A 23903-nucleotide genomic window follows, 5' to 3' on the forward strand; every position below is an offset into this window, starting at 1 on the left:
CCTCAAACGGGCCGCACGGACGCCTCGCCCAGCGAGATCCCCTCTCCCCGGCCGCTCTCCGCGGGGCGCTGGGGGAGGTGGACGGTGAAGGTGGCGCCCTGACCCGGGGTGCTCTCGGCCACCACCTCTCCGCCCATCGAGCGCGCCACGTACCGGGTGAGGAACAGCCCCAGGCCCATGCCGCCGTAGTGCCGATCCGACACGCCTCGCGAGAAACGCTCGAAGACGTGCGGCAGCAACTCCGGCGCGATGCCGATGCCATGGTCCCGTACCGTGAGCCTCGCCAGGCCCCCCTTCGCCTCCACCCGCAGGAGCACGGGCCGCCCCGCGCCGAACTTGAGGGCGTTGGACAGCAGGCTCGCCACCACCTGCGCCAACCGGCCCGCATCCCACCAGCCCACCACCGGCTCGGGCGCATCCACCTCCAGGTTGCTCCCCGTGCGCCGGGCCACCGGCTCGAAGCGCCGGGCCACCTCGCGCACCAGCGCCGACAGGTCCACGTCCTCCAGGCTCAGCACCAGCCTGTCCGAGCCCCACCGGCTGGCGTCCAGCAGCTCCTCGATGAGCCGCGTCATCCGCTGCACCTGCTGGTGCCCCGCCTCCAGCCGCTGCGCCACGCGGCGGGCGAAGGACTGCTCCGGGTGCGCCCGCGCCTCGCGCAGCACCACCTGCAGGTTCAGGTTCAACGGCGTGAGCGGCGTGCGCAGCTCGTGGCTGGCCACCGAGAGGAACTCCTCGCGCAGCCGCAGCGCCTCCCGCGCCTCGGCCAGCAGGAGCACCCGCTCCTCCTCCAGCGTCTTCCTCCGGGTGATGTCCTCGATGGCCGTGAGGATGTACAGGGGCCTGCCCGCGTCATCGTGCACCAGCGACGCGGAGAAGTTCACCCACACCACCTCGCCGCCCTGGCGCAGGTAGCGCTTCTCGTACGTGAAGGAGGAGAGCTCCCCGGCGAGCAGCCGGCGCACGTGCGCCTCGTCCCGCGCGAGATCCTCGGGATGGGTGAGGTCCGCGAAGCGCCGTCCGAGCAGCTCCCGCTCGCCGTAGCCGAGGATGTCGCAGAAACGCGGGTTGAGCAGCACCCAGCGCCCGTCCATGGCCACCTGGGCGAGCCCCACCGCCGCCTGGTTGAAGGTGGCGCGGAAGCGGGCCTCGCTGCGCAGCACCCGCGCCTCGGCCTTCCGGTGCTGGCGCAGGCTGCGCACCAGCAGGACCCCACAGAGCCCGGCGGTCAGCACCGCGCCGAGCATGGCCATTCCCAGCCGGGTGATGGCGCGCAGCCGGGTCCACTCCTGCTGGCGCACGGCCTCCTGGAGCGACTCCTGCTGGAGCTCCACCAACCGGGAGAGCTCCTGATCCAGGCCCATCCGCAGGGGGCGCAGCTCCGCCTCGTACCGGACCCTCCAATCCTCTTCGCGGACCTCCTGCTCGCTCCGGGCCAGGAGGCGATCCATGACGGCCTGGATGGCGTGTTGCCGCTCACGGATGCGGGCCAGCAGCGCCTGCTCCTCCTTCCCCGAGAAGGACTCCTCGAGCTCCCGCAGCCGCGTCTCCCACTCCTGGCGGGTCACCTCCAGCTCATGGCGGAGGCGCGGCTCCGGGGAGAGCAACCAGGAGCGGGCATGGCGGGCGCGCCGCTCGCTCAGCACCAGCAGGAACTGCACGGCCTCCAGGGTGGTGGCTTCCCGCACCAGGGTCACCCCCTGCTCGCGGGTGACCGAGCGCAACGTCAGCACCGAGGCCACCCCCACGCCCAACGCGAGCAGGATCGCCAGTCCCAGGGCCACGAACAGCCCCCGGGTGAAGGAGGGCGCGCTCATCCAGCCCCCCCGCGCCTCGGGAGGACACACCCGGGCCCCTGCGCCACCGGGGACGGGCGCACACGAGCCATCCGGCTGTCCGTTGCTTCCGTCACCGCGTTGCGCCTCCCGTGTCCGGAGGCATGCACATCCCCCGGACCCGGGTGCAAGTCACGGAGCGGTGGCAGTCCGACCAGGAAACAGAAGGCCGCGTCCGCGCTTCAGCGCCGCAGGAGTTTTTCCACCGCCCGGGACACGTCCGAGTGACCAGCCATGCCCTGCCACGCACCGGCCACCTGGCCCTCCTTGTCCAGCAGGAAGGTGGCGGGCAGCGAGGGGATGAGCCCGAAGGCGCTGCGTCCGTTCTGCATGGGCGCGTCGGACACCAGCACGGGGAAGTTGAGCGCGTAATGCTCGGCGAAGGGCTCCAGCACCTTGACGCCGTCGATATCCAGCCCCACCAGCACCACCTGGAAGCCCTGGGGGCCATGCTCCTTCTGGAGGGCCTCCAGCGTGGGCAGCTCCGCCAGACACGGGAAGCACCAGGTGGCGAAGAAGGACACCATCACCACGCGCCCGGGCAGCCGGTTCCACTCCAGGGGCGTGGGTCCCACCGAGGGCAGTGCGAGCGCCCGCAGGTACGGGGAGACCCCCGAGCCCCACGCGGGCTCCTCGGGCACCGTGCGGCATCCGGCCAGCGCCAGCACCAGGGCGCACCCCACCGCCAGGGCCGCGCGCCTCATGCCTCGCTCTTCACGCCCTGCCGCTGGCAGTTCCGGCACAGCCCGTACAGCTCCATCTTGTGCGACGTCACGGTGAAGCCGTGCTTGCGCGCCACCGCCTCCTGCATCTGCTCGATGCGCTCATCCTCGAACTCGACGATGGTGCCGCAGTGGGTGCAGATGAGGTGATCATGGTGGTGCCGGCCGGCCGCCGCCTCGTAGCGCGTCTGCCCGTCACCGAAGTTGCGCGCATGGGCCAGGCCGCACTCGTTGAGCAGCTTCATCGTCCGGTACACCGTGGCCACGGACACGCGGGTGTCCTGCTCACGCACCCGGTTCCACAACTCCTCCACGGACAGGTGCCCGCCCACGGAGAAGAAGGTGTCGATGATGAGGCTACGCTGGCGCGTGCTCTTCAGCCCGTGCTGCGCCATGTACCGCTGAAGCACCTCGTCCATGTCCTGATTCATCACGGCCCGCCTGCCTCCCGAGCCATCCGGATGGCCCCTCGTCCCTTCGAATGTCCACCGGCCGAACGTACCGGGCCCCTGGTGCCCCACCCGGGTGAGACACCGACTTGCATCATCCTCTGGCTGTTTAGATTGGGGCCCGTCGGATTCATTGACACCCGTCCGCCAGCGAAGATAGAGGCACCCGGCCTCGTAAACGAGCATTTTTCCGCAACTTTCATGAACAGTCACTGGCAGAGACAGCGGCAACCCGATGACGTGCCCACCCCGGTGGCAGTAGCGGTCTCCGACTACTGCAGGCGAGCCAAGGCTCCCGCAACCCCCACCGAGGTCCGCGAAGCGCTCGCCCTGCTGTCCGAGGCCGACGATTTCCGGGTACGTACCTTGACCGACACCGAGCCGGCGGCCACGCCCCTCGGACCCTTCGCGGTGGTGGACGTGCTCAAGGGCACGGCCCCGGCGCTCGCCGCGGCGCGGCAGGGGTGCGGTTTCTACGACGTGGTGCAGGAGCTGGCCCGGGTGCACGAGGAGAAGCGGCCACCCGCCCCTCCCCCCGCCCCCGAGGTCCCCACCTTCGCCACGCCCGCCCCGCGAGCCGGCGTACCAGCCCCCGTGCCCGCGAAGCCGGAGCAGGCCCCGAAGTCCCGGGGCGAGACGGTCCAGGCGCGGATCGCCCCTCGCAAGCGCACCGCCCCCGAGGCGGCCCCGCCCGAGTCCGAGGAGTGGGAGGAGACGTCGACCTTCCTCAAGCGCGACCTGCCCAAGCCCCGCGGCCGCTTCACCCGCCTGGATGCTCCCAAGACGAGCTACCAGGAGCTGACGCGCTCGTCCGGAAAGGACGTGCTGGAGGCGGCGGTGGGCTCGCACGAGCACCGGTTCGCCCTGCTCCAGTCCCTGGCCCAGCAGTACAACGGCGGCCGGGGGGACCTGACGCTGGGGGAGCTGGAAGGAGTGCTGAGGGCTCACGGGTTGATGGAGGCCATGGAGAAGCGCGAGCACACGGCCATCCTCAGTGCCTTCACCGAGCACCGCGGTGCGTCCGGCCGGGTCGGCTGGGCGCTGGGCCTGAGTCCCTCCGAGCTGCGTCAGCTCGAGGCCAAGGCCGGCATCTCCCGGGAGGTCGAGGAGCTGCGCGAGCGCTTCCGCCGCGAGGCCCTCACCGCGCGCAACCTGACCCAGAAGTTGGATCTGCTGGGGCGGGAGAAGTACCTGGTGGATCTGGGAATCAAGAAGCGTTTCACGGACATGCTCCGCCGGGAGCTCGACGTGCTGGTGCGCGACGAGCTGCCGGGGGTCAAGACGCTCTCCGAGCTCGCGGACGTGGTGGCCCGCAAGCACGGCGCCCCGTCCGAGCTCGTGCTCCGTGCGCTCGAGCGCCTGGGAGTGGCCGAGGGCCTGCGCAAGCGGGGCTCGGAGCACTCTCCTCATTCCACGCCCTGAGTCTTAGTGAAGAGGTCAAGCCATGCCCATCTACGAGTACGCCTGTAAGACCTGTGAGAAGACGATCGATGTCCTGCAGAAGGTGAGCGACCCGACTCCCGAGACCTGCTCCGCCTGTGGAGCCCAGGGCTCGCTGAGCAAGGTCGTCAGCCGCTCCAGCTTCGTCCTCAAGGGAGGGGGCTGGTATTCGGACCTCTACAGCTCCACCAAGAAGGACGGGAGCGGCTCCAGCGCGTCCTCGAGCAGCTCCAGCGCTTCCAGCGCGTCCTCGAGCAGCTCCAGCGGCTCGTCGGACTCGGGGTCGAGCTCCTCCAGCGCCAGCAGCACCCCGAGCGCCCCGGCGGCGGCGGCCGGCAGCAAGAGCTGAGCGGCTGAAAAGTCGCGTGGGTGGCGGACCGGAGGGAGAGTGGCCACGTGCCATTTCCTCCCTCCAAGCGTCCCCCCCGCCGTTGCGTGCTCTGTGGCCATCCAGAGCTGACCGACGCCCGTGGTCTGGGCCGTTTCCTGCTGGTGCCGGACCCCGATGGCCGGGGCCCCGTCTGTCCGCCCCTGAAGGGCTGCGGAGAGCAACGGCGCGCCCGCGACAACGCATCGCTGACGCCGAGCCCCCGCTGAGCTAAGGAAGGCGCCCTCCCGCGTATCCACGCCGAGGTGCGTCAAATGCTCGCTTCCCTGCTGCTCGCGTCGTTGTTGGCCACGTCCCCCTCTTTGGAGTCGGCTTTCGCCGCCGATCCGACGGTGTCCTTCTCCCACGCCATGGAGGACCGCCACGCGCGGCTCCTGGACGAGGGGCAACTGGCGGCCCCCTTCCACCCCAACCTCACCCCGGAGGGATTCACGGACGCCCTGCACTACGGCCGTCTGCGCGAGCCGCTGCGCCAGGAGTCCGGAGGCCGGGGCGGAGGCGCCGTGAGTGGCGAGGTGCGGCAGGTGCTCGCGCTGGTGCTGGGGCTGTTCATCGGCTTCGGCACGGGCCACCTGCTGGCGAGGGACACGGATGGCTTCCTCCTGTTCCTCGTGGTGGACGTGGCCATCATCGTGGTCAGCTCCGTGCTCCGGTTCGCCGTGGGTGGCTGGTTCTGGGGCCTGGGCGGCGCCGCGCTGCTCGTCTCGCACCTCATCCAGGGCATCGACGCGCTGGCCAAGGCGGGCGGGCCGCGGATCGTCGAGCTCACCCGCCAGCGGGCGGTGCAGGTGGCGGACGTGTCCGGCGGACGCGACACCCCGGCGATCACCACCCGGGCCTTCGCCTTCAACTTCTGACGGAGACCGATTCATGAAACAACTGCTCGCCCTGCTCGTCCTCGTCCCCGCGGTGCTGGCCACGGGTTGCGCCAGCCAGACGCTGCTCAGCGCGGAGGATCGGACGAAGCTCCAGTATGATCTGACCACGGGCCCGGCCGCGGTGCGCTACCTGCAGGCCTCCAGCTACGTCACGCCCTTCTTCGGGGACGCGTCGAAGCGGCTGTTGACGCCCTACCCTCCCGAGGAGGTGCGGCTGCTCAACGACACGAAGGGCAACCCCATCAACCCGGGCGCGATCCAGGCGATGGCGCCCGCGGGCACGAAGGTGCGGGTGCTGAAGGTGGAGTTCCCCACGGCGTGGGTGATGGCGGAGCGGGTGCTGTACTCGCCGCGCACGCAGCCCTGGGTGTACCTGGACATCGAGGGCGTGCCGGCGGGGCCGCCGGTCATCCTGGTGCTGCCGCCGCAGCTCAAGACGCCGCAGGACGTGCGGGCCGAGCTGGATCGGCACCTGGCGGAGCATGATCCGGCGCCGAAGGTGGCGAAGTTCCAGCAGCGCTTCCAGGAGGCCATCCGGCAGAAGAAGGTGCTCGAGTACATGCCGGAGGGGGCGGTGCAGATGTCCTGGGGGCCGCCGGAGCGCATCCGCCGCACGCTGGACGGGACGCAGGTGCACCAGGAGTGGATCTACCCGGGGGAGAAGCGCAAGGTGTTCATCACCGACGGACTGGTCACCCGGGTGGACGAGGGTACCCCCGCCGCGACGAAATAACCGCGCACGGAGAACTCGCTGCCCGCGAGCAATCCCCTCTCCCCCTGGGAGAGGGTTGGGGTGAGGGTCGGCCGCTAGCGACGACGCCGCCCGCCACCGCCGCCCCCGCCACCCCGGCGCTTGCCACCGCCGCGGGAGGCCTGGGCCTCGCCCGGGCGGGTGAGCCGGGGCAGCTCGCCGGCCATGACGGGGTAGAAGTCCCCGGCCAGCAGCGCGGCCACGAGCTGCTCCTGCGTCTGCACGGGCTTCTTGAAGAAGGTGGCGCCATAGCCCACCTCGTCCAGGGAGCTCCGGGCGTCACTGCCACCGGTGCACGGCAGCTTGAGGACCTCGGCGGCCTCCACGGCGAGGTCATTGGCCGTCTGCTTCACGCGGGCGTTGTAGCCCTCCACGGCGCACAGCACGCCGCCGAGCGAGCGGACGTAGTCCATGGCGGGGTTGGGCGAGTCCCGGTCAAAGGGCCGGGCGGCCACGATGGCGGCGCCGAGCGAGCGCACCTTGGGAAGGCACTCGGCGGCGCTCCAGGGCTTCTCGCGGTTGCTGCCCCACATCTGCACCGGCTCGGGGGCGCGCTCGGGCTTCGGGAAGAAGCAGAGGTACTGGCCCCGGTCGGTGACGAGCTCGAGGCCGACGAAGACCTTCACCTTGGATTTGGCGCCGATCTCGAAGAGCTCGTCACAACCGTCCTGGGTGTTGGTCTCGGTGAAGGCCACGCCGTCCAGACCGAACAGCGCGGCACGATCCAGGACCGCGCGCGGATCCAGGTCGCAACCCTTGGAAAGGTAGGAATGCGCGTGCAGATCGATGAGCATGGGCGCCGGTCCCTAGCAGGCTCCCGTGGGAGCTGTCGAGTCTCGGCGCACCCGGCCCCGCCGGAAAATCAGGCGAAGGCGTAGCCCTGGAGCCCGGTGGGCTTGGACTGGCCGTTCTTCTCCTCGTGGGTGCGGATGAGGTAGCCCATCAGCATGAGGGAGGAGGTGTTCTCCAGCACCCGGGAGGGGTCCTTGGAGATGAGGTTGGCGCTGTAGTTGAGGAAGAACTGGGCGAGGTCCTCGCCTGCCTCCTTGACGATCAGCGCGTTGAGCGCGGCGGGATCCATGGTCCGGATCTCATTGATGAAGTCCACCGCCAGGTCCTTCTTCGTCTTGACGTCCACGGCCATCCCCCTTCGCCCAACCCCTTGCCGAGGGCCCGTCCCCCGGGCTTTCAGATCCAGCGACCCAGGGAATCTAGGCATGGGGCCCCCGGCGGGAAGCCCCTGCCTACATGAGGCCCCTACAGGTAAGGTTTTTTGACACCTGCGAATAGCGCGAGATAACCTTCCTCACACTCAGTACCAGTACAAAACACAGCGCAAGGAGTGGAAGGCGATGTTCACGGGCGTGAAGGTGTTCTCCGCGACGAAGGCGAAGGAGCGAGAGGAACTGGGTGAGAACGTCACCCGCTGGATCAAGAGCAACTCGGATCTGGAGATCGTGGACCGGGTGGTGGCCCAGTCGAGCGACAACGAGTTCCACTGCTACACGCTGGTGCTGTTCTACAAGCACAAGTCGCAGCCGTAGTCGCCGCTGTAGCCGTCCCGGGCCCCATGACCGGGAGAAGTCCCCAGACCTACCCCTGAGCAAGCAGCTCGCCAGGGGCGTCCTTGCTTTACCCCTCATCGCGAACCGAGGCTGGCTCCAGGAGCTGGTGGCGACCCGCTCTCCGGGTATCAGCCCCCTCCCCCGCCGCCCGGGCGCTTCCCGAGCATCCTCTCCGTCAAGCCGGGCTGGGAGTCATGACGAGCCAGCTCATGCGGCGTGCGGCTCGAACGCATGCACGAGGAACTTCATGTCTCGAGCAGGAGCGAACTCGTACACGTGGACACGATAGGAGCCAGGCTCCAGCTCCAGTTCAAGAGTGTCACCGGGGTGCTCGCCAGGAGCTCCGGCATCCATGAGAACCAGCGGAGAACTGTCGATATGGATGGCGACGGACGCCAGGGGACCTCGCAGGTGCAGGGGCAGCATGGCCGCAACAGAGGATTCCGCGACGCTAATTGAGGGTGCGTAGACCCATCGCACCAGACAAGGCCTTCTGTTCAAACGGGAGACCGTGGTCTGGAGCGGTTCGTCGCCAAGCACGAGAATCTGGCATCCCGCCTTTTCGATGACCCCCGCGTAGCCCTCGACACCACAGGCCATCTCATAGTCGGAGGACACTCCGCACGTCCCCTGCCATCGCGGTTGCAAGCTCTTGGGGATGAGCACCAGCGGACCTCCGGCAGAAGCAATCCACTGCATGAACTCCCCCTTCACTTTCACGGAGACGACTCCGTGCGGGGAGCCACCTCGACTTCGTGACCGTCGTACTCCCCTGAATGCTCTTGCGCGAGGCGCTCCAGGGTCTCACGCACGGAGTCCAGGTCCGGTGTATCCGGGCCCACCGTGTGCCCGGCCAGCACGAGCCAGTTCTTCCCCTCGGCGCTCTTGCGGCGCTCTACCGTGAAGCCCTGCACGGAGAGCTGGTCCGCCACCACCTTGCTGGCCTTGGCCGTCGGGAAGTACAGGAAGTGCCGGACGCGCTGCGGCGCCGAATCATCCACGGGCTTCGGTGACTCCGGCGTGGGGGCCGGTGCTTGCCGTGCTGGGGGGATGCCAATGTCGTGCTCGGGCCGCCATTCCTTCTCCAAGGCGGACACCAGGGAGTCATGAAGAAAGATGGAGAAGATGGGCAGGTAGCGCTGCTCCTCGCTGAGTTCCCGCACCAGCGTCTCCTTCGTCCCCTCGCAGATGCGCCAGGCCAGGACCCTGCCCTCCCGGCTCCTTGCTCCGGCCCACCGGTATACGGCCGGGAACGCCTGGTCGGGAGACACCGGATGGTGGGCAACGATTTCGACGAGTCCTTGGGAAACAGCCGGTCGCACCGGATAGAAGGCGAAGAACGCCTTCGGATGGTTGACCAGGTCCGTGAAGTCCACAGGGCGCGTGTCGAAGAAGCCCGGCAGCACGCGGATGACCTCGAAGTAGGGCCTATAGGTGAAGTAGGTGTGATGGATATAGGCCAGCCCCCTGGGTGTGCTGACCTCCAGGACATCTCCAATGCGGGCCCGTTTGCGGCGCTTCGCCATGTCACTTCCCTGTGTAGCCGATGGATTCGAGAAGCTCCAATCCTCGACGGAGCGCCTCGGCGTATTTCGGATTGGAACGGGCGATGCTGTTGATGCGGTTCATCAGCGTCCCTCCGTTCTTGCCGAGGCCATGAATTTCAATCAACGCCTGCTCAACAGCTCGTGCATCCTCTCTCGATAGATTCTTCATGAATTCTTCAATGCGGATGCCCTTTTGCCTGAGCTGCTCAGCGCCGCGCCTGGCGATGTCATCGGTGATGCCTGCATATTGGACATCTCCAGTGACTTCATTCTTGGAAATGTAAACGGACGTCGTTCCGGAAGAAGTGCCCCCACCGCCCGGACCCTGGGCCGACATGGCCACCGCCCCCGGCGCCAGGGCGAGGGTGAAGCTCCCCTCCGCGGACACGGCCACGGACCGCACCTCGCCCACGGCGGCCCACTGGAAGCCCGCCTGGGACTCCGCCAGCACCGCCGCCCGCGAGGCCCCCGGCAATCCCGGCCCCTTCACCGCCAGCACCGCCGTGTTCCCGATCGCCGCCGTTGTCAGGAGGAGGAAGACGCGCGCCGAGTTCTTCCCCATCACCCGGCCGAACCGCTCGCCCGCCGCGCGCAGCTCGGCGAAGGTGGTGGCCCGGTCCGCCTCCGCCACCAGCAGCCTCCAGCCCTGGATGAGGCTCCAGACAGTGTCCACGCCCAGGTAGGCGATGAGTCCGGCCGTCAGGCTGGCAGCCAGGCCCTTGCTCGCTGGCTCGGGAATCGACCAGAGCATCAGGTACATGGCCATGGCGGACACGAGGGTGGCCCGCACCGCCTCCGGACTGGCCATGTCCTTGAAGGCCTCCTGCGTCTCGTTCCACACCACGCCGAGCGCCAGTTCCATGGCCACGACGTACCGGCCATCCGCATCGAGGACAGGCCCGTGCTTCAGCAGCGACAGGCAATCTCGGGAGCGCCCCTGGCGCTCACACCAACGACCGTAATCGTGCGTCAGCGCCAGGCACTCCTGGGCCGCCCGTCGCGCCGTTTCTCCCTCGGGGTCCAGCTCGAGGCGCCGCCCCGTCCACGTCAGGTACACCTCCTCGTGCCAGAGGGAGTCGAACATCAACCGCCGAGCGTGCTGCAGGGGGTTGGCCACAGGCCGCACCTCCCGCGCCAGCTCGGCCAGGGATGCCTTGAACTCGCCCTCGCGCAACTGTACCGGCGGCTCGCCGCGCGGAGTGACGACGAGGGGCTTGCCCTCACCCGTGTCCAGGCGCACGACCCGTGAGGCCGTGCTGCACCCAACGAGCAGCACCAGCAGCAGGCCCGCCAGCGCGAGCATGATGACGCCGGGAGGCCACCGCGTGTCAGACGGACGCAGACCAAAGAACTGGATGAACAAGCCGCACCTTCTTGAGTTCGCTGAAGGGGCCGGAAGTCGAGCCTCGTGGGAGTACAGGAACGAATCCACGGCCTGTCAAACCCGCCAGCGGCACAGCCATGTGCCCCGCTCTTCTCCCACCTCCCACCCCACTGGAAACAATCAGGTGGTCACCAGGGCCGTGAAGTCCGCCCGTGTTTCCAGCACTATCCATCGCGATGAGCAATCACGACTGGCGCCCTCGACTCACCACCATTGATGATCCCATCGCGGAGGATCACTGGTCCCACACGACGCAAGAGGGAGAAACAAAGGTCTCCAGGATTGTTGTCGGCCGTCCGCAGCCACTCCCAGGTGAAGCGGATAGAGCCTGGTACTGCCCGCTCTCCATCGAGGGCTACCTGCCCGGCATCAAGTGCGTCATGGGGGTCGGCCCCGTTGATGCGCTCATGAACGCCATGACGCTCGTGCGGAGGTTCTTCGAGGAACACTCCGATGTCGCGCCCAGGGCGGGAGTGCCGCCCAGGCAGGAGTCCTAGTGTCGGATGGGAGGGCCGAACTCGGCGCGGCAGAACACCTGGCACGCGGCCTTCCCCGCGTAGATCGCCGACCAGCACAGAGCCTTTCGCTTCTTGTTGTCGTCAGGAAGGTTCCGGCAGAAGTCCTCGGCCTCGTCGATGCTCGCATTGCAGGCCTTGAGGCACTCGAAGACGTTCTTCATCTCGATGGGACCACCATCCGGCCGTTCTTCCTTCGGCTCATCGGCCAGCCCCCATGAAGGATTCAAGAGGAGTCCTGCGATCAGCACCGCTCTCCATGGCATTGGGCGTCCACCCGTCCTCTGATTGCTGAGAAGGCCGGACGCTGAACCGGGACCCGCCTGCCCGTCAAACCACCTGGCGTACAGCCAGGAGCCCGCCGCCCCACCACCCCGCCCTGCCCGCCCGGCACGAGTGCCGGACAGGGGAGCGGCCCATCCCACCCGGTGTGCACCGTGCGGAGCCATTCCTAACGTTGACGGGCCAACGAGCCGGACGCCTGGAGCGTCCTGAATCAACGTGTGGTGAAAAATAGCGCCAGGGCAGCGCGGCGCGGGGACCTATAGAGGCCACCTGTCTTTATGAGCGAAAGAATCGGAAGCACGGTCATCGAGAACGTCCGCCCCCAGCTGGACGCCGGACGATGGCCCGTGAAGCGCGTCGAGGGCGAGTCCCTCACGGTCAAGGCCGACATCTTCAAGGAGGGCCATGACGTCCTGGTGGCCGTGGTGCGCTGGAGGCAATCCGCGCCCAAGGAGCAGGTGACCGAGTGGGCCGAGGTGCCCATGGTCTCCAAGGGGAACGATCTCTGGGAAGCCGAGTTCCCCCTGGCTCGCAACGGCCGCTACGAGTTCACCGTCGAGGCCTGGCCGGACCTCTTCGCCACCTGGGTCACCGAGATCAAACGCAAGGTGGACGTGGGCCGCGACGTGCGCAGCGAGCTCCTCGAGGGCGGCGCCATGCTCCGCGCCCACGCCGAGCGCGCCCAGAAGGCCGGCAGCCCCGACGAGGCCAGACGCCTCACCGAGGCCGCCGCCCTCTTCGACAAGGGCATGAGCCCCAACGCCATCGCCGCGGCCATGGATCCGGGGCTCGCCCTCACGGCTTCCAGGTACGTGGACCGCACGCTCGCCACCCGGTACGACCGCGTGCTCGAGGTCTTCGTGGACCGCGAGCGGGCCCAGTTCAGCTCCTGGTACGAGTTCTTCCCGCGCTCGGCGCTCCGGGACGGCCGCACGCACGGCACCTTCCGGGACGCCGAGAAGTGGCTCCCCTACGTGCAGTCACTCGGCTTCGACGTCATCTACCTGCCGCCCATCCACCCCATCGGCCGCACGGCGCGCAAGGGCAAGAACAACAGCCTCACCGCGGGCCCCGAGGACGTGGGCAGCCCCTGGGCCATCGGCGCCACCGAGGGCGGCCACAAGGCCGTGCACCCGAAGCTCGGCACGCTCGAGGACTTCCGGCGCTTCGTCCAGGCGGCCAACGCGCTGGGCATCGAGATCGCCCTGGACCTGGCGTACCAGTGCTCGCCGGACCACCCCTACGTGAAGGAGCACCCGGAGTGGTTCCTCCACCGGCCCGACGGCACCATCAAGACGGCCGAGAACCCACCCAAGCGCTACGAGGACATCGTCAACTTCGACTGGATGGGCCCGGGGCGCACCACGCTCTGGCCCGAGCTCAAGTCGGTGGTGATGCACTGGGTGGAGCAGGGCGTGCGCATCTTCCGCGTGGACAACCCGCACACCAAGCCCCTGCCCTTCTGGGCCTGGCTCATCCGCGAGGTGCACTCCGTCCGGCCCGACATCGTCTTCCTCTCCGAGGCCTTCACCCGTCCCAAGGTGATGAAGGCCCTGGCCAAACTGGGCTTCCAGCAGTCGTACACCTACTTCACCTGGCGCAACTTCAAGCAGGAGATGGAGGAGTACCTCACGGAGCTCACCTCGCCGCCCGTGGCCGACTTCATGCGCGGCAACCTCTGGCCCAACACGCCGGACATCCTCCCCGAGTTCCTCCAGCGCAGCGGCCCCGGGGGCTTCCGCCTGCGCGCCGCCATGGCCGCCACGCTCTCCAGCACCTGGGGCATGTACTGCGGCTACGAGCTGTGTGAGGGCACCCCCGTCAAGCCGGGCAAGGAGGAGTACCTCGACTCGGAGAAGTACGAGCTCAAGGCGTGGGACCTGGACCGGCCCGGCAACATCCGCGACTACATCGCGAGGCTCAACGCCATCCGCCGCCAGCACCGCGCCTTCCAGCTCTACTCCAACCTGCGCTTCTTCCCCTCGGACAACGAGCAGGTGATGTTCTCCCTGAAGCGCACCCCGGACGGCTCCAGCCAGGTGCTCGTGGCGGTGAGCTTCGATCCCTACCATGCCCAGGAGTCCGTGCTGCACGTGCCTCTGAAGGAGCTGGGCATCCAACCGGACGAGACGTATCAGGTCCACGAGCTGATGACGGACGAGCGCAGCCTGTGGCAGGGGCCCACCGCGCACGTGCGTCTCACTCCCGAGCAGCCCGCGGCCATCTGGGCCGTGTATCGTTTCCGCCGCAGCGAACAGGCGTTCGACTACTACGAATGACACCCCAGCGAGCTTATGACCCGGACGGACCCGCTCTGGTACAAGAAGGCAGTCATCTACGAACTGCACATCCGCGCGTTCTATGACTCGAACGCGGATGGGCACGGGGACATCCCCGGTCTCATCGAGAAGCTCCCGTATCTGCAGGACCTGGGCGTCACCTGCCTGTGGATCCTGCCCCACTACCCCTCGCCCCTGAAGGACGACGGCTACGACATCGCGGACTTCTACGCGGTGCACCCGGACTACGGCACGCTCGCGGACTTCCAGCGCCTGGTGGACGAGGCCCACAAGCGCGACATCCGCATCATCAGCGAGCTCGTCGTCAACCACACGAGCGATCAGCACGCCTGGTTCCAGGAGTCGCGCAGGGATCCCAAGAGCCCCAAGCGCGACTACTACGTCTGGAGCGACACGGACGAGAAGTACCGGGGCACGCGCATCATCTTCACCGACACCGAGCGCTCCAACTGGACGTGGGATCCAGTGGCCAAGCAGTACTTCTGGCACCGCTTCTTCAGCCACCAGCCGGACCTCAACTACGACAACCCCGAGGTCCAGGAAGCCATGCTGGACGTCATGCGCTTCTGGCTGAACATGGGCGTGGACGGCTTCCGCTGCGACGCCGTGCCCTACCTCTTCGAGCGCGAGGGCACCAACTGCGAGAACCTCCCGGAGACGCACGCCTTCCTCAAGAAGCTGCGCAAGACGCTCGACGCGGAGTACGGCGGGGACAAGATGCTGCTGGCCGAGGCCAACCAGTGGCCCGCCGACGTGCGCGTCTACTTCGGTGACGGCGACGAGTTCCACATGGGCTTCCACTTCCCCGTGATGCCCCGCCTCTTCATGGCGGTGCGCCGCGAGGACCGTACGCCCATCGTCGAAATCCTCCAGCAGACGCCGGACATCCCCGACAACTGCCAGTGGGCCATCTTCCTGCGCAACCACGACGAGCTGACGCTCGAGATGGTGACGGACGAGGACCGGGACTACATGTACCGGGAGTACGCCACCGACCCGCGCATGCGCATCAACCTCGGCATCCGGCGCCGGCTCGCCCCGCTCATGGACAACGGGCGGCGGCGGATCGAGCTGATGCACGCCCTGCTCTTCACCCTGCCCGGCACCCCCGTCATGTACTACGGGGATGAGATCGGCATGGGGGACAACATCTACCTGGGCGACCGCAACGGCGTGCGCACCCCCATGCAGTGGACGAGCGATCGCAACGCGGGCTTCTCGCGGGCGGACTACGCGCGCCTGTACGCCCCCATCATCGCGGACCCCGTCTACGGCTACCAGTCCATCAGCGTGGAGGCCCAGGAGCGCACCCGCTCGTCCATGCTCAACTGGATGAAACGGCTGCTGCGCGTGCGCCAGCGCTACCCCGCCTTCGCCATGGGCAGGCTGCGCTGGGTCAACCCCGACAACCGCAAGGTGCTCGCCTTCACCCGGGAGTACGAGGGACAGACGATCCTCATCATCTGCAACCTCTCGCGCTTCGCCCAGCCGGCGGTGCTCGACATGCGCGAGTGGGAAGGCCAGGTGCCCGTGGAGCTCATCGGAGAGACGCCCTTCCCGCGCATCTCCGGCATGCCGTACCAGCTCACGCTCGGCCCCTACATGTTCCTGTGGTTCCGCCTCGAGAAGCTCGCGCCCGGGAGAGGAATGCCGTGACCGCCCCCATCGACCTGACGAAGCTGCCGGACTACCTCCGCAACCAGCGCTGGTTCGCCGGCAAGGCCTGGCCCATCAAGGCCGTGTCCGTGGTGGACCATGCCCGCGTGGAGCTGCCCGGCGGACGTGACTTCACCCTCGCCGTGGTGGAGGTCACCTATGAGCTCGGCAATCCAGACCGCTACCTGCTCCCCGTGGAGAGCAAGGACGACGGCGTCCAGGACGCGCTCGACGACGTGGAGGTGCTGCGCGGCCTCTTCAACCTCATCCGCGAGAAGCGCGTCCTCCCCAGCGCCTCGGGCAAGCTGTGTGGCGAGTGGCTGGACACCCCCGAGGGGTTGATGGCCCTGCCCTCGCCCCTGCCCGTGCGCCGGCTCCAGGTGGAGCAGAGCAACACCTCGGTGGTGGTCGCCGAGAAGGTCATCTTCAAGGTCATCCGCAAGCTGGAGGCCGGCATCAACCCCGAGTACGAGGTGGGCCGCTTCCTCGCCACGAAGACGTCCTTCCGGGCCACGCCCACGCTGCTGGGCGCGCTCCAGTCCGAGGGTCCCGCGGGCGCCACCCTCGCCGTCGTCCACCGCTACATCCCCAACGTCACCGACGGCTGGCTCTACACGCTGAAGCACTTCCGCGCCGGCCCCCGGCTGACGGACGCCTTCATCGGCGAGCTGCGCGCGCTGGGCCAGCGGCTGGGCGAGCTGCACCATGCGCTCGCCTCCAATCCCGATGAGCCCGCCTTCTCCCCGGAGCCCATCCACGCCGAGGATCTGCAGCGCTGGAGCGCCTCCATCGTGGGGGAGATGGGCGTCACCCTCAACGAGGCCTCCCGCCAGTTCCCCGAGCTGGAGAATCGCCGCGAGGGCCTCATCGGCCACGCCACCCAGCTCGCGCAGGTGCCGCCCTCGGGGCAGAAGATCCGCATCCACGGGGATCTGCACCTCGGACAGGTGCTGCGCACCGAGGGCGACTGGCTCCTCTTCGACTTCGAGGGAGAGCCGGGACGCAGCTTCGCCCAGCGGCGCGAGAAGTACTCGCCCCTGCGGGATGTCGCGGGAATGTTGCGCTCCTTCGACTACGCGGAGGCCACGGTGGGGCTGGAGGGCCAGGCCGCGGGTGAGCGCGTGGGCCCGGCACGCAAGGCCTTTCTCGAGGGCTACCGCTCCACCACGCGCGGAGCGGCCTTCCTGCCCAGGGACGATGCGTCCTTCAATTCGATGCTTGACGCCTTCGAGCTGGAGAAGATGCTCTACGAGGTGCGCTACGAGTTGCAGAACCGGCCGGACTGGGTGCGCATCCCCGTCCAGGCACTCATGAGGATGGAGGTTCGCAAGTGAAGAAGCCGATGGATCGGCAGCAGGTGGATGCGGAGCTGCAGCAGATCGTGGAGCTGAGGCACCCCGAGCCGCACCGCGTGCTGGGCATCCACCCGGATGGGGACGCGATGGTGATCCGGGCCTTCCGCCCCGATGCCGTGGCCATCCACGTGCTGCCCGAGTCCGGCGGGCGGATTCCCATGACGCACCGGCTCGGAGGTGTCTACGAGGCCCGGCTCAACGGGAAGACCCACACCTTCAACTACCTCATCGAGGTGGAGTACCCCGGCAACAAGACGTTCACGTTGAGGGATCCCTACAGCTTCCTGCCCACGCTGGGAGACATCGACCTGCACCTTGCGGGCGAGGGCCGGCACGAGGAGGTGTGGAAGCGCATGGGAGCCCACCCCGTGCACCACAACGGCATCAGTGGCGTGGCCTTCGCGGTGTGGGCGCCCACGGCCGCCGGTGTGTCCGTGGTGGGTGACTTCAACAGCTGGGATGGCCGGCTGCACGCCATGCGGCGCATGGGCTCCTCGGGCATCTGGGAGCTCTTCATCCCCGAGGTGGGCGAGGGCACGCGCTACAAGTTCGAGATCCGCCCGGGCCACGGCGGCCGTCTGCTGAAGTCGGACCCGTACGCCTTCCGCACCGAGGTGCCTCCGGCCACGGCCTCGGTGGTGCACGACCTGAACCACTTCCAGTGGACGGACGAGCAGTGGATGACGGCGCGCCGCGGGATGAACGTGGACCATGCGCCGTGGAGTGTCTACGAGGTGCACCTGGCCTCGTGGCGGCGCGTGGTGGAGGACGGGGATCGCTCGCTCACGTACCGGGAGATGGCCACCGCGCTCGCCGACTACGTGAAGCAGATGGGCTTCACCCACGTGGAGCTGATGCCCGTGTCGGAGCACCCCTTCGGCGGCTCCTGGGGCTACCAGGTGGGCAACTACTACGCGCCCACCGCGCGCTTCGGCCACCCGGATGACTTCCGCTACCTCGTCAACTACCTGCACGAGCAGGGCATTGGCGTGCTGTTGGACTGGGTGCCCGGACACTTCCCCCGGGACGCGCACGCGCTGGGCCAGTTCGACGGCACGGCCCTCTACGAGCACGCGGATCCACGCCAGGGCACGCAGCCGGACTGGGGCACCTACGTCTTCAACTTCGGCCGCAACGAGGTGCGCAACTTCCTCATCGCCAACGCGCTCTTCTGGCTCGAGGAGTACCACATCGACGGCCTGCGCGTGGACGCGGTGGCCTCCATGCTGTACCTCGACTACAGCCGCAAGCATGGCGAGTGGGTGCCCAACCGCTGGGGCGGCCGCGAGAACGAGGAGGCCATCTCCTTCCTGCGCGAGCTCAACGACACCGTGCGCCGCAAGTTCCCCGGCGCGGTGATGATCGCCGAGGAGTCCACCGCGTGGCCCAAGGTGAGCCAGCCCACCCAGGAGGGCGGACTCGGCTTCCACTTCAAGTGGAACATGGGCTGGATGCACGACACGCTGACGTACTACTCGAAGGATCCCATCTACCGTCAGCACCACCACAACCAGCTCACCTTCGGCCTGCTGTACGCCTTCAGCGAGCACTTCATGCTGCCGCTGAGCCATGACGAGGTGGTGCACGGCAAGGGCTCGCTGTTCGGGAAGATGCCGGGGGACCACTGGCAGAAGCGCGCCAACCTCCGGGCGCTGCTCGCGTGGATGTGGGCACATCCGGGCAAGAAGCTGCTCTTCATGGGAGGCGAGTTCGGCCAGCCCGCCGAGTGGAACAATGACCGGAGCCTGGACTGGCACCTGCTCGGGGAGCCGGGCCATGGGGGCATCCAGGCGATGATGAAGGACTTGAACAAGCTCTACCGGAGCCACCCGGCGCTGTACGACGCGGACAGCGAGCCGTTCGGCTTCCAGTGGCTGCAGCCGGACGCGGCGGCGGCCAACGTGTTCGCCTTCGTGCGGCGCTCACGGCAGCCAGGGGGCCACGTGGTGTGCATCGCCAACCTGTCGCCCGTGCCCCGCGAGGGCTACCGCGTCGGCTTCCCCCGGCACGGCAGCTACGTGGAGTTGATGAACACGGACGCCCGCGACTACGGTGGCTCCGGCATCGGCAACATGGGCCGCATCCACACCGAGTCGTATGGCTGGGACGGTCAGGAGGCCTCGGCCACGCTGACGCTGCCCCCGCTGTCCGTGGTGTGGTTCACCCCGGGGTAGACGTCAGGGAGCCGGAGCTGGGGTGGACTTCGTCACCCAGAGCAGCCCCAGCTCGAGCGGCTCGGCGTCGAAGGGTTCGGCGCGGACGACTTCCTCGCCCCCGTGACGGGCGGCGAGCCGCCAGCCCTTCCTGCCTCGGCGGTACACCTCCAGGGTGTGGGCTCGCGGGTTCAACAGCCACGCGTGGCTCACCCCCTCCTGGTGGTAGACGTCCAGCTTGCGCCCCCGGTCCAACGCGGCCGTGGACGGCGAGAGCACCTCGCAGACCCAATCAGGCGCCAGCTCGAAGAAGGGCTCATCCCGATCCAGCAATCCGGGCACCCGCTCCCGCCGCCAGCCCGCCAGGTCCGGCACCAGCACCTGCCGCCCGAAGTGCAGCTCCGGCTCGACCAGAATCCACCAGCCCCCTGGACCGTCCTGCCCGATATCGAAGTCCCTCAGCAGCATGCCGAGCCTCGTCGCCGCCCGCCCGTGCCACGCCGCCGGCCGTGGAAAGGCCCACAGCTCGTCGTCGATGATCTCCCCCACCCACCCTGTCGGCAGTGCCTCGATGTCCTCGTAGGTGGCTGGACGCTTTCCCCGACCCATGTTCGCGCTCCTCCCGCTGGCGCTCCGGCCAGACCGCTCCCATCATACAGGAGGAGGTGACATCCGAGGTAGGGTGCACGGAAGACAGCGCCCGGGCGCTCACCCGCCCGCCCGCGGTCTCATTGCCCCGGGCGCACCGGATGCGAAGGGTTGCCGCAACCACACCGCATTCGGAGGGGATGAATGGCGACCACGACCCTGATGGCACTCGAAGGCCAGTTGGCGAATCACTCGGCGCTTCCGCTCCGGGCCACCCTCGGCTCGACGATGCTCTACCACGGCCTCTCCAAGCTGAAGCCAGAGGGCCTGGAGCAGACCTCGCAGTTCTTCGACAGCCTCGGCCTCAAGCCCGCGCGGCCCCTGGCGCTCGCCACGGCATGGACCGAGACCCTCGCCGGCGCCCTCTCCCTCCTGGGCATCGGCACCCGCGTGGCGGCCCTCTCCATCCTCGCGACCCAGGCCGTGGCCATCGCCAAGGTGCACGCCTCCAAGGGCTTCGACAACCTGAAGGGCGGCTACGAGTTCAACCTGTCCCTCATCGCCGCGGCCCTCGGCCTGCTGCTCGGCGGCCCCGGCAAGCTGTCCGTCCACCAGGCCATCCGGCCCCACCGCCACTGGAGCCTGCTGCGCCGCAAGAGCCTCAGCCCCCTGGGCCGGCTCGCCCTGCTGCTCGGATGAGGACTCCCGGAGGCCCCGCTCCGCCAGGGGCCTCTCCTGCCTCACGCCACGTTCGCCAGGAGCGGCTCGTCCTCCGCCGATAATGACGCCTCGGCCTGCCGCTCCGGCTCGGACGGCCGGGACAGGCTCCGCAGTGTCGACAGCATCTCCTGGGCCGGCTCCTTGCCGCGCCGCATCGACACGAACAGCCGCCCTTCGACTCCCGCGCCCTCCAGGCACGACTCCAGCGAGTGCTTCACCAGCGGATGCGGGCTGATCTCCAGGAAGGCCTCGTGTCCCGCGTCGAGCAGCGTGTCCACCGCCTCGCGGAACAGCACCGGCTCGGCGAGGTTGCGCACCCAGTAACCCGCGTCGAACCGCGGCCCCGCCAGCGCGCCTCCCGTCACCGTGGAGACGATGGGCCGCCGCTCCGAGCGCGGGCAGATGTCGCGCAACAGCCCGTGGAGCTCCTCGCGGTACGGATCCACCTGCGGACAGTGCGCCGCCACCTCCGAGTCCACCCGGCGCGCCGGCACCCCGCGCCGGCGCAGCGCCGCCAGCACCCGATCCAACACCTCCGGCTCCGCGGCCACCACCGTCCACTCGGGGCTCGCGTGGATGACGCGCCACACCTGGCCCGCGAACTCGGGCAGGGCCTCGCCCACCCGCGCCCACGGCAACCCCACCACCGCCATGGCCCCCTTCCCCTTCAGCTTCCCCACCGTGCGGCCCTGGTGGCAGATGACCCGCATCGCGTCCTCCAGCGACAGCACTCCCGCCACGTGCGCCGCCGCCACCTCGCCGATGCTGTGCCCCACCACCGCCGCCGGCTCTATCCCCCACGAGCGCCACAGCGCCGCCAGGGCGATCTCCATGGACACGATGGCCGGACAGCTCACCTCGATGTCCCCCAGCCGCGCGTCCTCCGCCGTCAGCGCCTCCAGCAGCGACCAGCCCATCAGCCGCCGCACCTGCACGTCACACGCCTTCAGCACCAACGCGAACACCGTCGAGCGCTCCAGCAGCGCCCGGCCCATGCCCGTCCATTGCGAGCCCTGCCCCGAGAACACGAAGACCGGTCTGCACGGACCCTCCCCCGAGCCCGTCTGGCCCTCGTGACGCATCCGGGACTCCTTGGAGGTCCACCGCATGCCCCACTTCCCCTCCGGGGCCGCCTCGATTCCACCAACAGGGAGGGTCGAAACAGCCCCACCGAATCAATTCAGTAGAGGTGTATTGTTACTTTGTTTTCCAGGGAAAGTGAAGTGCGGATTTCACGGCTGGTGGATTCTTCGGTTTCTACCATTCTCTCATGGGGTGGAACTCACACCCTGTGGCTGGCGGTGGGAGGCCGGTAGCCGTAAAAATCGGGGATCCATGAGCCAGGTTCATTACCAGTCACTGGGTCCCATGATGCCAGGAGAGGGCTCGCGCCCGTTCCTGGCGTTGGCGCTGGAAGAAGGAGTCGCGCCGCGACCGGTGGTGTTGGTGTGGGCTCCAACCGAAGTGGTGCAGGACGCGATGCAGCGGGCGCGGCTGGAGCGGGAGACGGAGCGCGCCGTCGTCTTCGAGCATCCCAACATCCTGCGGGTGCACGGGCTGACGACGCTGGACGGCCGGCTGGCGCGCGTGACGGAGTACGCGGATGGCGAGCCGCTGCGCCAGGTGTTGGACGCGGCCGCGACCCAGCGGTTGCCGCCGGCGTTCGCGGCGCTGGTGGCCGCGGACGTGGCCATGGGCGTGCACTACGCGCACGTGGCGGGCAATGACGATGGGACGCCGCTGATCCACGGAGACCTGCGCCCGGAGACCGTGATGGTCTCGTTCCACGGCGTGTGCAAGGTGTCGGGGTACGGCGCGCTCGGGGTGGCGCCGCGGGAGCGCAATGGACGCCGCGTGCGCAACCGGCGCCTGTACATCGCCCCCGAGCAGCTCATGGGAGGCCGCGAGGCGTCCTCGGTGCTGACGGATGTGTTCCTCCTGGGGCTGCTGCTGTACGAGTGCCTCTCGGGGCGCAAGCCGTTCCAGGATTCGATCGAGCCGGACAAGGCGATCCTCAACCGTCCGTTGCCGCCGCTGCCGCCCGAGATTCCCCTGCCCTACAACGAGGTGGTGCGCCGCGCGACGGCCAAGCGCTCCGGAGACCGGTACCCGAGTGCCCTCGCCTTCCGCGAGGCCCTGGTGGCCGTCTCGGGCGAGCTGCCCTCGTCCACGGCCTTCGCCGAGCTGATCGCGAAGCTGATCCCCCCCGACAACGAGCTGCGGGCCGCCCGGAAGCGGACGATCGACAAGGGACTCGAGGCGCTCGCCCGCGGGGAGCTCGCGCCCATCACCGGGGCCGCGCCCATCATCGCGCCCGAGCCCATCTCGGTGCGCACGCAGAGCCCCATCACCGGGTCCGCGCCCGTGGTCCCGCCCGCGCGCTTCACCGGGTCCACGCCCGCGGTGGCGCCCATCACCGGGGCCGCGCCGATTGTCGCCCCCGCGCGCCTCACCGGGCCCGTGCCCGTGGTCGCGCCCGAGCCCGTCTCCGCCCGCACGCAGATCCCCATCACCGGGACCGCGCCCATCATCGCGCCCGAGCCCGTCTCCGTCAGTGCGCAGATCCCCATCACCGGGACCGCGGCGACAGTGGCTCCGGCGGCGTCCGCCCCGAGCGAGCCGGCTCCGAGCGCGGCACCGGCCGCCGGAGCCGAGGTCCCCGCTGTCGCGGCTCCGCCTCCGGTCATGCCCGAGGACCGGCCCGTGCGTGCGCGCCGCTCGTCCACGCCGCTCGCGGTCGCGGTGGGGGCCGTGCTGCTCCTGAGCGCGGTGGGCGCCGTCTGGAGCGTCCGGAAGCCCCCGCCCGGCTCCGAGGACATGGGAATGGACGCGGGCGAGGAGCTGCGGTTCGACACGCCCGTGCTGCTCGAGGCCGCGCCCCAGTCCCCGCCAGATTCCGGAGTGCGCGTGGCCGCGGCCCCGGCGGCGCCGACCGTGCCACCCACGCCGGTGGAGATCATCGTGAATCCCGACGTGACGGTCTCCGTGGATGGCAAGCCCATGGGCCGCTCGCCGCTGACGGTTCCGCTCGCGCCGGGCCGCCACATGCTCAACTTCCTGGATGAGGCCCGGGGATTGAACTCCGCGCGGATGATCGACGTGCGCTCCACGCCGGACACGGTGACGTTCCGCATCCGCCTGGGCATGGGCTCCATCCTGGTGCATGCGCCTTCGGGCTCGAAGGTGACGCTCGACGGGCAGGACCTGGGAACGGCGCCGGTCTCCGAGAAGACGCTGTTCGAGGGCGAGCACCACCTGCGTGTCACCCAGAACGACGCCGTCTGGGAGAAGAGCTTCGTGCTGCCGGGAGACCAGCGCATGGTCTTCAACGTGGACTTCGAGGCGGAGGAGTAGGCCGGCCCGGTGCCCAGG

23 protein-coding genes and 1 pseudogene are annotated in these 23903 nt (G+C 68.8%); 12 read left to right on the forward strand and 12 right to left on the reverse strand.

The features are described from left to right. Positions 1 to 2: 2 nt before the first annotated feature. The 3 genes from Q664_RS53420 to Q664_RS42495 all read right to left on the reverse strand — a co-directional run bounded on the left by Q664_RS53420 (position 3) and on the right by Q664_RS42495 (position 2988). The gene (locus Q664_RS53420; protein WP_052519365.1) at positions 3 to 1817 is read right to left on the reverse strand and encodes a sensor histidine kinase; all 1815 of its coding nucleotides are present in this window, start codon (positions 1815 to 1817) and stop codon (positions 3 to 5) included. Between the two features lie 200 nt (positions 1818 to 2017). Next, positions 2018 to 2539 carry a TlpA disulfide reductase family protein gene (locus tag Q664_RS42490; protein WP_052519366.1) on the reverse strand — a complete coding sequence of 174 codons (522 nt, stop codon included), beginning with the start codon at positions 2537 to 2539 and terminating at the stop codon, positions 2018 to 2020. Continuing rightward, on the reverse strand, positions 2536 to 2988 hold the full coding sequence (locus Q664_RS42495; RefSeq protein ID WP_200883848.1) for a Fur family transcriptional regulator: 453 nt from the start codon (positions 2986 to 2988) through the stop codon (positions 2536 to 2538). Before Q664_RS42495 ends, Q664_RS42490 begins: the two co-directional genes overlap by 4 nt. Positions 2989 to 3207: 219 nt before the next feature. On the opposite strand from Q664_RS42495, the gene Q664_RS42500 reads away from it, so the two are divergent. Together Q664_RS42500 and Q664_RS62795 are read left to right on the forward strand one after the other, a co-directional pair. Next, the gene (locus Q664_RS42500) at positions 3208 to 4428 is read left to right on the forward strand and encodes a hypothetical protein (RefSeq protein ID WP_052519367.1); all 1221 of its coding nucleotides are present in this window, start codon (positions 3208 to 3210) and stop codon (positions 4426 to 4428) included. Positions 4429 to 4450: 22 nt separating this feature from the next. Then, positions 4451 to 4549 (forward strand): annotated as a pseudogene (locus Q664_RS62795) (FmdB family zinc ribbon protein); the annotation flags it as partial. A gap of 74 nt (positions 4550 to 4623) precedes the next feature. Here Q664_RS62795 and Q664_RS62800 read toward each other — a convergent pair. Then, on the reverse strand, positions 4624 to 4842 hold the full coding sequence (locus Q664_RS62800; protein ID WP_326938790.1) for a hypothetical protein: 219 nt from the start codon (positions 4840 to 4842) through the stop codon (positions 4624 to 4626). Between the two features lie 246 nt (positions 4843 to 5088). On the opposite strand from Q664_RS62800, the gene Q664_RS42510 reads away from it, so the two are divergent. Next, positions 5089 to 5691, forward strand: coding sequence for a hypothetical protein (locus Q664_RS42510; protein ID WP_043410040.1), 603 nt, complete (start codon positions 5089 to 5091; stop codon positions 5689 to 5691). Between the two features lie 13 nt (positions 5692 to 5704). Further along, positions 5705 to 6445, forward strand: a complete 741-nt coding sequence (locus Q664_RS42515) for a hypothetical protein (protein WP_043410043.1) — start codon at positions 5705 to 5707, stop codon at positions 6443 to 6445. 74 nt (positions 6446 to 6519) lie between these two features. Here the strand turns inward: Q664_RS42515 and Q664_RS42520 are convergent, their stop codons facing one another. Both Q664_RS42520 and Q664_RS42525 read right to left on the reverse strand, forming a co-directional pair. Beyond that, positions 6520 to 7257: a PHP-associated domain-containing protein gene (locus Q664_RS42520; protein WP_043410046.1), complete on the reverse strand. Its 738-nt coding sequence runs from the start codon at positions 7255 to 7257 to the stop codon at positions 6520 to 6522. 68 nt (positions 7258 to 7325) lie between these two features. Continuing rightward, positions 7326 to 7601: a hypothetical protein gene (locus tag Q664_RS42525; protein WP_043410121.1), complete on the reverse strand. Its 276-nt coding sequence runs from the start codon at positions 7599 to 7601 to the stop codon at positions 7326 to 7328. A gap of 214 nt (positions 7602 to 7815) precedes the next feature. Here Q664_RS42525 and Q664_RS42530 point away from each other — a divergent pair, with 214 nt between their 5' ends. Next, entirely contained in the window at positions 7816 to 8007 is a 192-nt protein-coding gene (locus Q664_RS42530; protein WP_043410049.1) for a hypothetical protein, read from the forward strand. Positions 8008 to 8235: 228 nt separating this feature from the next. Here Q664_RS42530 and Q664_RS42535 read toward each other — a convergent pair whose 3' ends face one another. The 3 genes from Q664_RS42535 to sitA5 are packed head-to-tail and all read right to left on the reverse strand — an operon-like array spanning position 8236 to position 10938. Continuing rightward, positions 8236 to 8748 (reverse strand): Imm21 family immunity protein, encoded by a 513-nt coding sequence (locus tag Q664_RS42535; RefSeq protein WP_152622652.1) that lies wholly within the window; start codon positions 8746 to 8748, stop codon positions 8236 to 8238. Next, positions 8745 to 9554: a ribonuclease E inhibitor RraB gene (locus tag Q664_RS42540; RefSeq protein WP_043410054.1), complete on the reverse strand. Its 810-nt coding sequence runs from the start codon at positions 9552 to 9554 to the stop codon at positions 8745 to 8747. The genes Q664_RS42535 and Q664_RS42540 overlap by 4 nt, the downstream gene beginning before the upstream one ends. Position 9555: 1 nt before the next feature. Continuing rightward, positions 9556 to 10938, reverse strand: coding sequence for a SitA5 family polymorphic toxin (gene sitA5 / locus Q664_RS42545; RefSeq protein ID WP_052519369.1), 1383 nt, complete (start codon positions 10936 to 10938; stop codon positions 9556 to 9558). Positions 10939 to 11135: 197 nt separating this feature from the next. Between sitA5 and Q664_RS42550 the strand changes: the two genes are divergently transcribed. Further along, positions 11136 to 11456 (forward strand): hypothetical protein, encoded by a 321-nt coding sequence (locus tag Q664_RS42550; protein WP_043410057.1) that lies wholly within the window; start codon positions 11136 to 11138, stop codon positions 11454 to 11456. Here Q664_RS42550 and Q664_RS42555 read toward each other — a convergent pair. Continuing rightward, on the reverse strand, positions 11453 to 11704 hold the full coding sequence (locus Q664_RS42555) for a hypothetical protein (RefSeq protein ID WP_152622654.1): 252 nt from the start codon (positions 11702 to 11704) through the stop codon (positions 11453 to 11455). The genes Q664_RS42550 and Q664_RS42555 overlap by 4 nt on opposite strands. A gap of 333 nt (positions 11705 to 12037) precedes the next feature. Between Q664_RS42555 and Q664_RS42560 the strand changes: the two genes are divergently transcribed. The 4 genes from Q664_RS42560 to glgB are packed head-to-tail and all read left to right on the forward strand — an operon-like array spanning position 12038 to position 19244. Further along, the gene (locus Q664_RS42560) at positions 12038 to 14038 is read left to right on the forward strand and encodes an alpha-1,4-glucan--maltose-1-phosphate maltosyltransferase (protein WP_043410062.1); all 2001 of its coding nucleotides are present in this window, start codon (positions 12038 to 12040) and stop codon (positions 14036 to 14038) included. A gap of 15 nt (positions 14039 to 14053) precedes the next feature. Next, complete coding sequence (gene treS / locus Q664_RS42565) at positions 14054 to 15715, forward strand: maltose alpha-D-glucosyltransferase (RefSeq protein ID WP_043410065.1); 1662 nt, start codon at positions 14054 to 14056, stop codon at positions 15713 to 15715. Continuing rightward, positions 15712 to 17049 (forward strand): maltokinase N-terminal cap-like domain-containing protein, encoded by a 1338-nt coding sequence (locus Q664_RS42570; protein ID WP_043410067.1) that lies wholly within the window; start codon positions 15712 to 15714, stop codon positions 17047 to 17049. The genes treS and Q664_RS42570 overlap by 4 nt, the downstream gene beginning before the upstream one ends. Continuing rightward, complete coding sequence (gene glgB / locus Q664_RS42575; protein ID WP_043410069.1) at positions 17046 to 19244, forward strand: 1,4-alpha-glucan branching protein GlgB; 2199 nt, start codon at positions 17046 to 17048, stop codon at positions 19242 to 19244. Before Q664_RS42570 ends, glgB begins: the two co-directional genes overlap by 4 nt. 3 nt (positions 19245 to 19247) lie before the next feature. Here glgB and Q664_RS42580 read toward each other — a convergent pair whose 3' ends face one another. Further along, entirely contained in the window at positions 19248 to 19832 is a 585-nt protein-coding gene (locus Q664_RS42580) for a Uma2 family endonuclease (protein WP_043410073.1), read from the reverse strand. A gap of 183 nt (positions 19833 to 20015) precedes the next feature. On the opposite strand from Q664_RS42580, the gene Q664_RS42585 reads away from it, so the two are divergent. Continuing rightward, positions 20016 to 20510 carry a DoxX family protein gene (locus Q664_RS42585; RefSeq protein ID WP_052519370.1) on the forward strand — a complete coding sequence of 165 codons (495 nt, stop codon included), beginning with the start codon at positions 20016 to 20018 and terminating at the stop codon, positions 20508 to 20510. A gap of 41 nt (positions 20511 to 20551) precedes the next feature. On the opposite strand, the gene Q664_RS42590 is transcribed toward Q664_RS42585, so the two are convergent. Next, complete coding sequence (locus Q664_RS42590) at positions 20552 to 21640, reverse strand: acyltransferase domain-containing protein (RefSeq protein ID WP_043410076.1); 1089 nt, start codon at positions 21638 to 21640, stop codon at positions 20552 to 20554. A 226-nt stretch (positions 21641 to 21866) separates the two neighbouring features. Between Q664_RS42590 and Q664_RS42595 the strand changes: the two genes are divergently transcribed. Beyond that, positions 21867 to 23885, forward strand: a complete 2019-nt coding sequence (locus tag Q664_RS42595; protein ID WP_043410079.1) for a protein kinase domain-containing protein — start codon at positions 21867 to 21869, stop codon at positions 23883 to 23885. Positions 23886 to 23903: the final 18 nt, after the last annotated feature.

The sequence above is a fragment of the Archangium violaceum Cb vi76 genome (genome assembly GCF_000733295.1).
Classification (GTDB): Bacteria; Myxococcota; Myxococcia; order Myxococcales; family Myxococcaceae; genus Archangium; species Archangium violaceum.

What these genes read in the sequence shown, in the direction of transcription:
- Q664_RS53420 (WP_052519365.1), bottom strand. Translation starts at nt 1,817, where the DNA reads ATGAGCGCGCCCTCCTTCACCCGGGGGCTGTTCGTGGCCCTGGGACTG.
- Q664_RS42490 (WP_052519366.1), bottom strand. Translation starts at nt 2,539, where the DNA reads ATGAGGCGCGCGGCCCTGGCGGTGGGGTGCGCCCTGGTGCTGGCGCTG.
- treS (WP_043410065.1), top strand. Translation starts at nt 14,054, where the DNA reads ATGACCCGGACGGACCCGCTCTGGTACAAGAAGGCAGTCATCTACGAA.
- Q664_RS42590 (WP_043410076.1), bottom strand. Translation starts at nt 21,640, where the DNA reads ATGCGGTGGACCTCCAAGGAGTCCCGGATGCGTCACGAGGGCCAGACG.
- Q664_RS42580 (WP_043410073.1), bottom strand. Translation starts at nt 19,832, where the DNA reads ATGGGTCGGGGAAAGCGTCCAGCCACCTACGAGGACATCGAGGCACTG.
- Q664_RS42585 (WP_052519370.1), top strand. Translation starts at nt 20,016, where the DNA reads ATGGCGACCACGACCCTGATGGCACTCGAAGGCCAGTTGGCGAATCAC.
- Q664_RS42510 (WP_043410040.1), top strand. Translation starts at nt 5,089, where the DNA reads ATGCTCGCTTCCCTGCTGCTCGCGTCGTTGTTGGCCACGTCCCCCTCT.
- Q664_RS42540 (WP_043410054.1), bottom strand. Translation starts at nt 9,554, where the DNA reads ATGGCGAAGCGCCGCAAACGGGCCCGCATTGGAGATGTCCTGGAGGTC.
- Q664_RS42500 (WP_052519367.1), top strand. Translation starts at nt 3,208, where the DNA reads ATGAACAGTCACTGGCAGAGACAGCGGCAACCCGATGACGTGCCCACC.
- Q664_RS42515 (WP_043410043.1), top strand. Translation starts at nt 5,705, where the DNA reads ATGAAACAACTGCTCGCCCTGCTCGTCCTCGTCCCCGCGGTGCTGGCC.
- Q664_RS42495 (WP_200883848.1), bottom strand. Translation starts at nt 2,988, where the DNA reads ATGAATCAGGACATGGACGAGGTGCTTCAGCGGTACATGGCGCAGCAC.
- Q664_RS42530 (WP_043410049.1), top strand. Translation starts at nt 7,816, where the DNA reads ATGTTCACGGGCGTGAAGGTGTTCTCCGCGACGAAGGCGAAGGAGCGA.
- Q664_RS42550 (WP_043410057.1), top strand. Translation starts at nt 11,136, where the DNA reads ATGAGCAATCACGACTGGCGCCCTCGACTCACCACCATTGATGATCCC.
- Q664_RS42560 (WP_043410062.1), top strand. Translation starts at nt 12,038, where the DNA reads ATGAGCGAAAGAATCGGAAGCACGGTCATCGAGAACGTCCGCCCCCAG.
- Q664_RS42520 (WP_043410046.1), bottom strand. Translation starts at nt 7,257, where the DNA reads ATGCTCATCGATCTGCACGCGCATTCCTACCTTTCCAAGGGTTGCGAC.
- Q664_RS42595 (WP_043410079.1), top strand. Translation starts at nt 21,867, where the DNA reads ATGAGCCAGGTTCATTACCAGTCACTGGGTCCCATGATGCCAGGAGAG.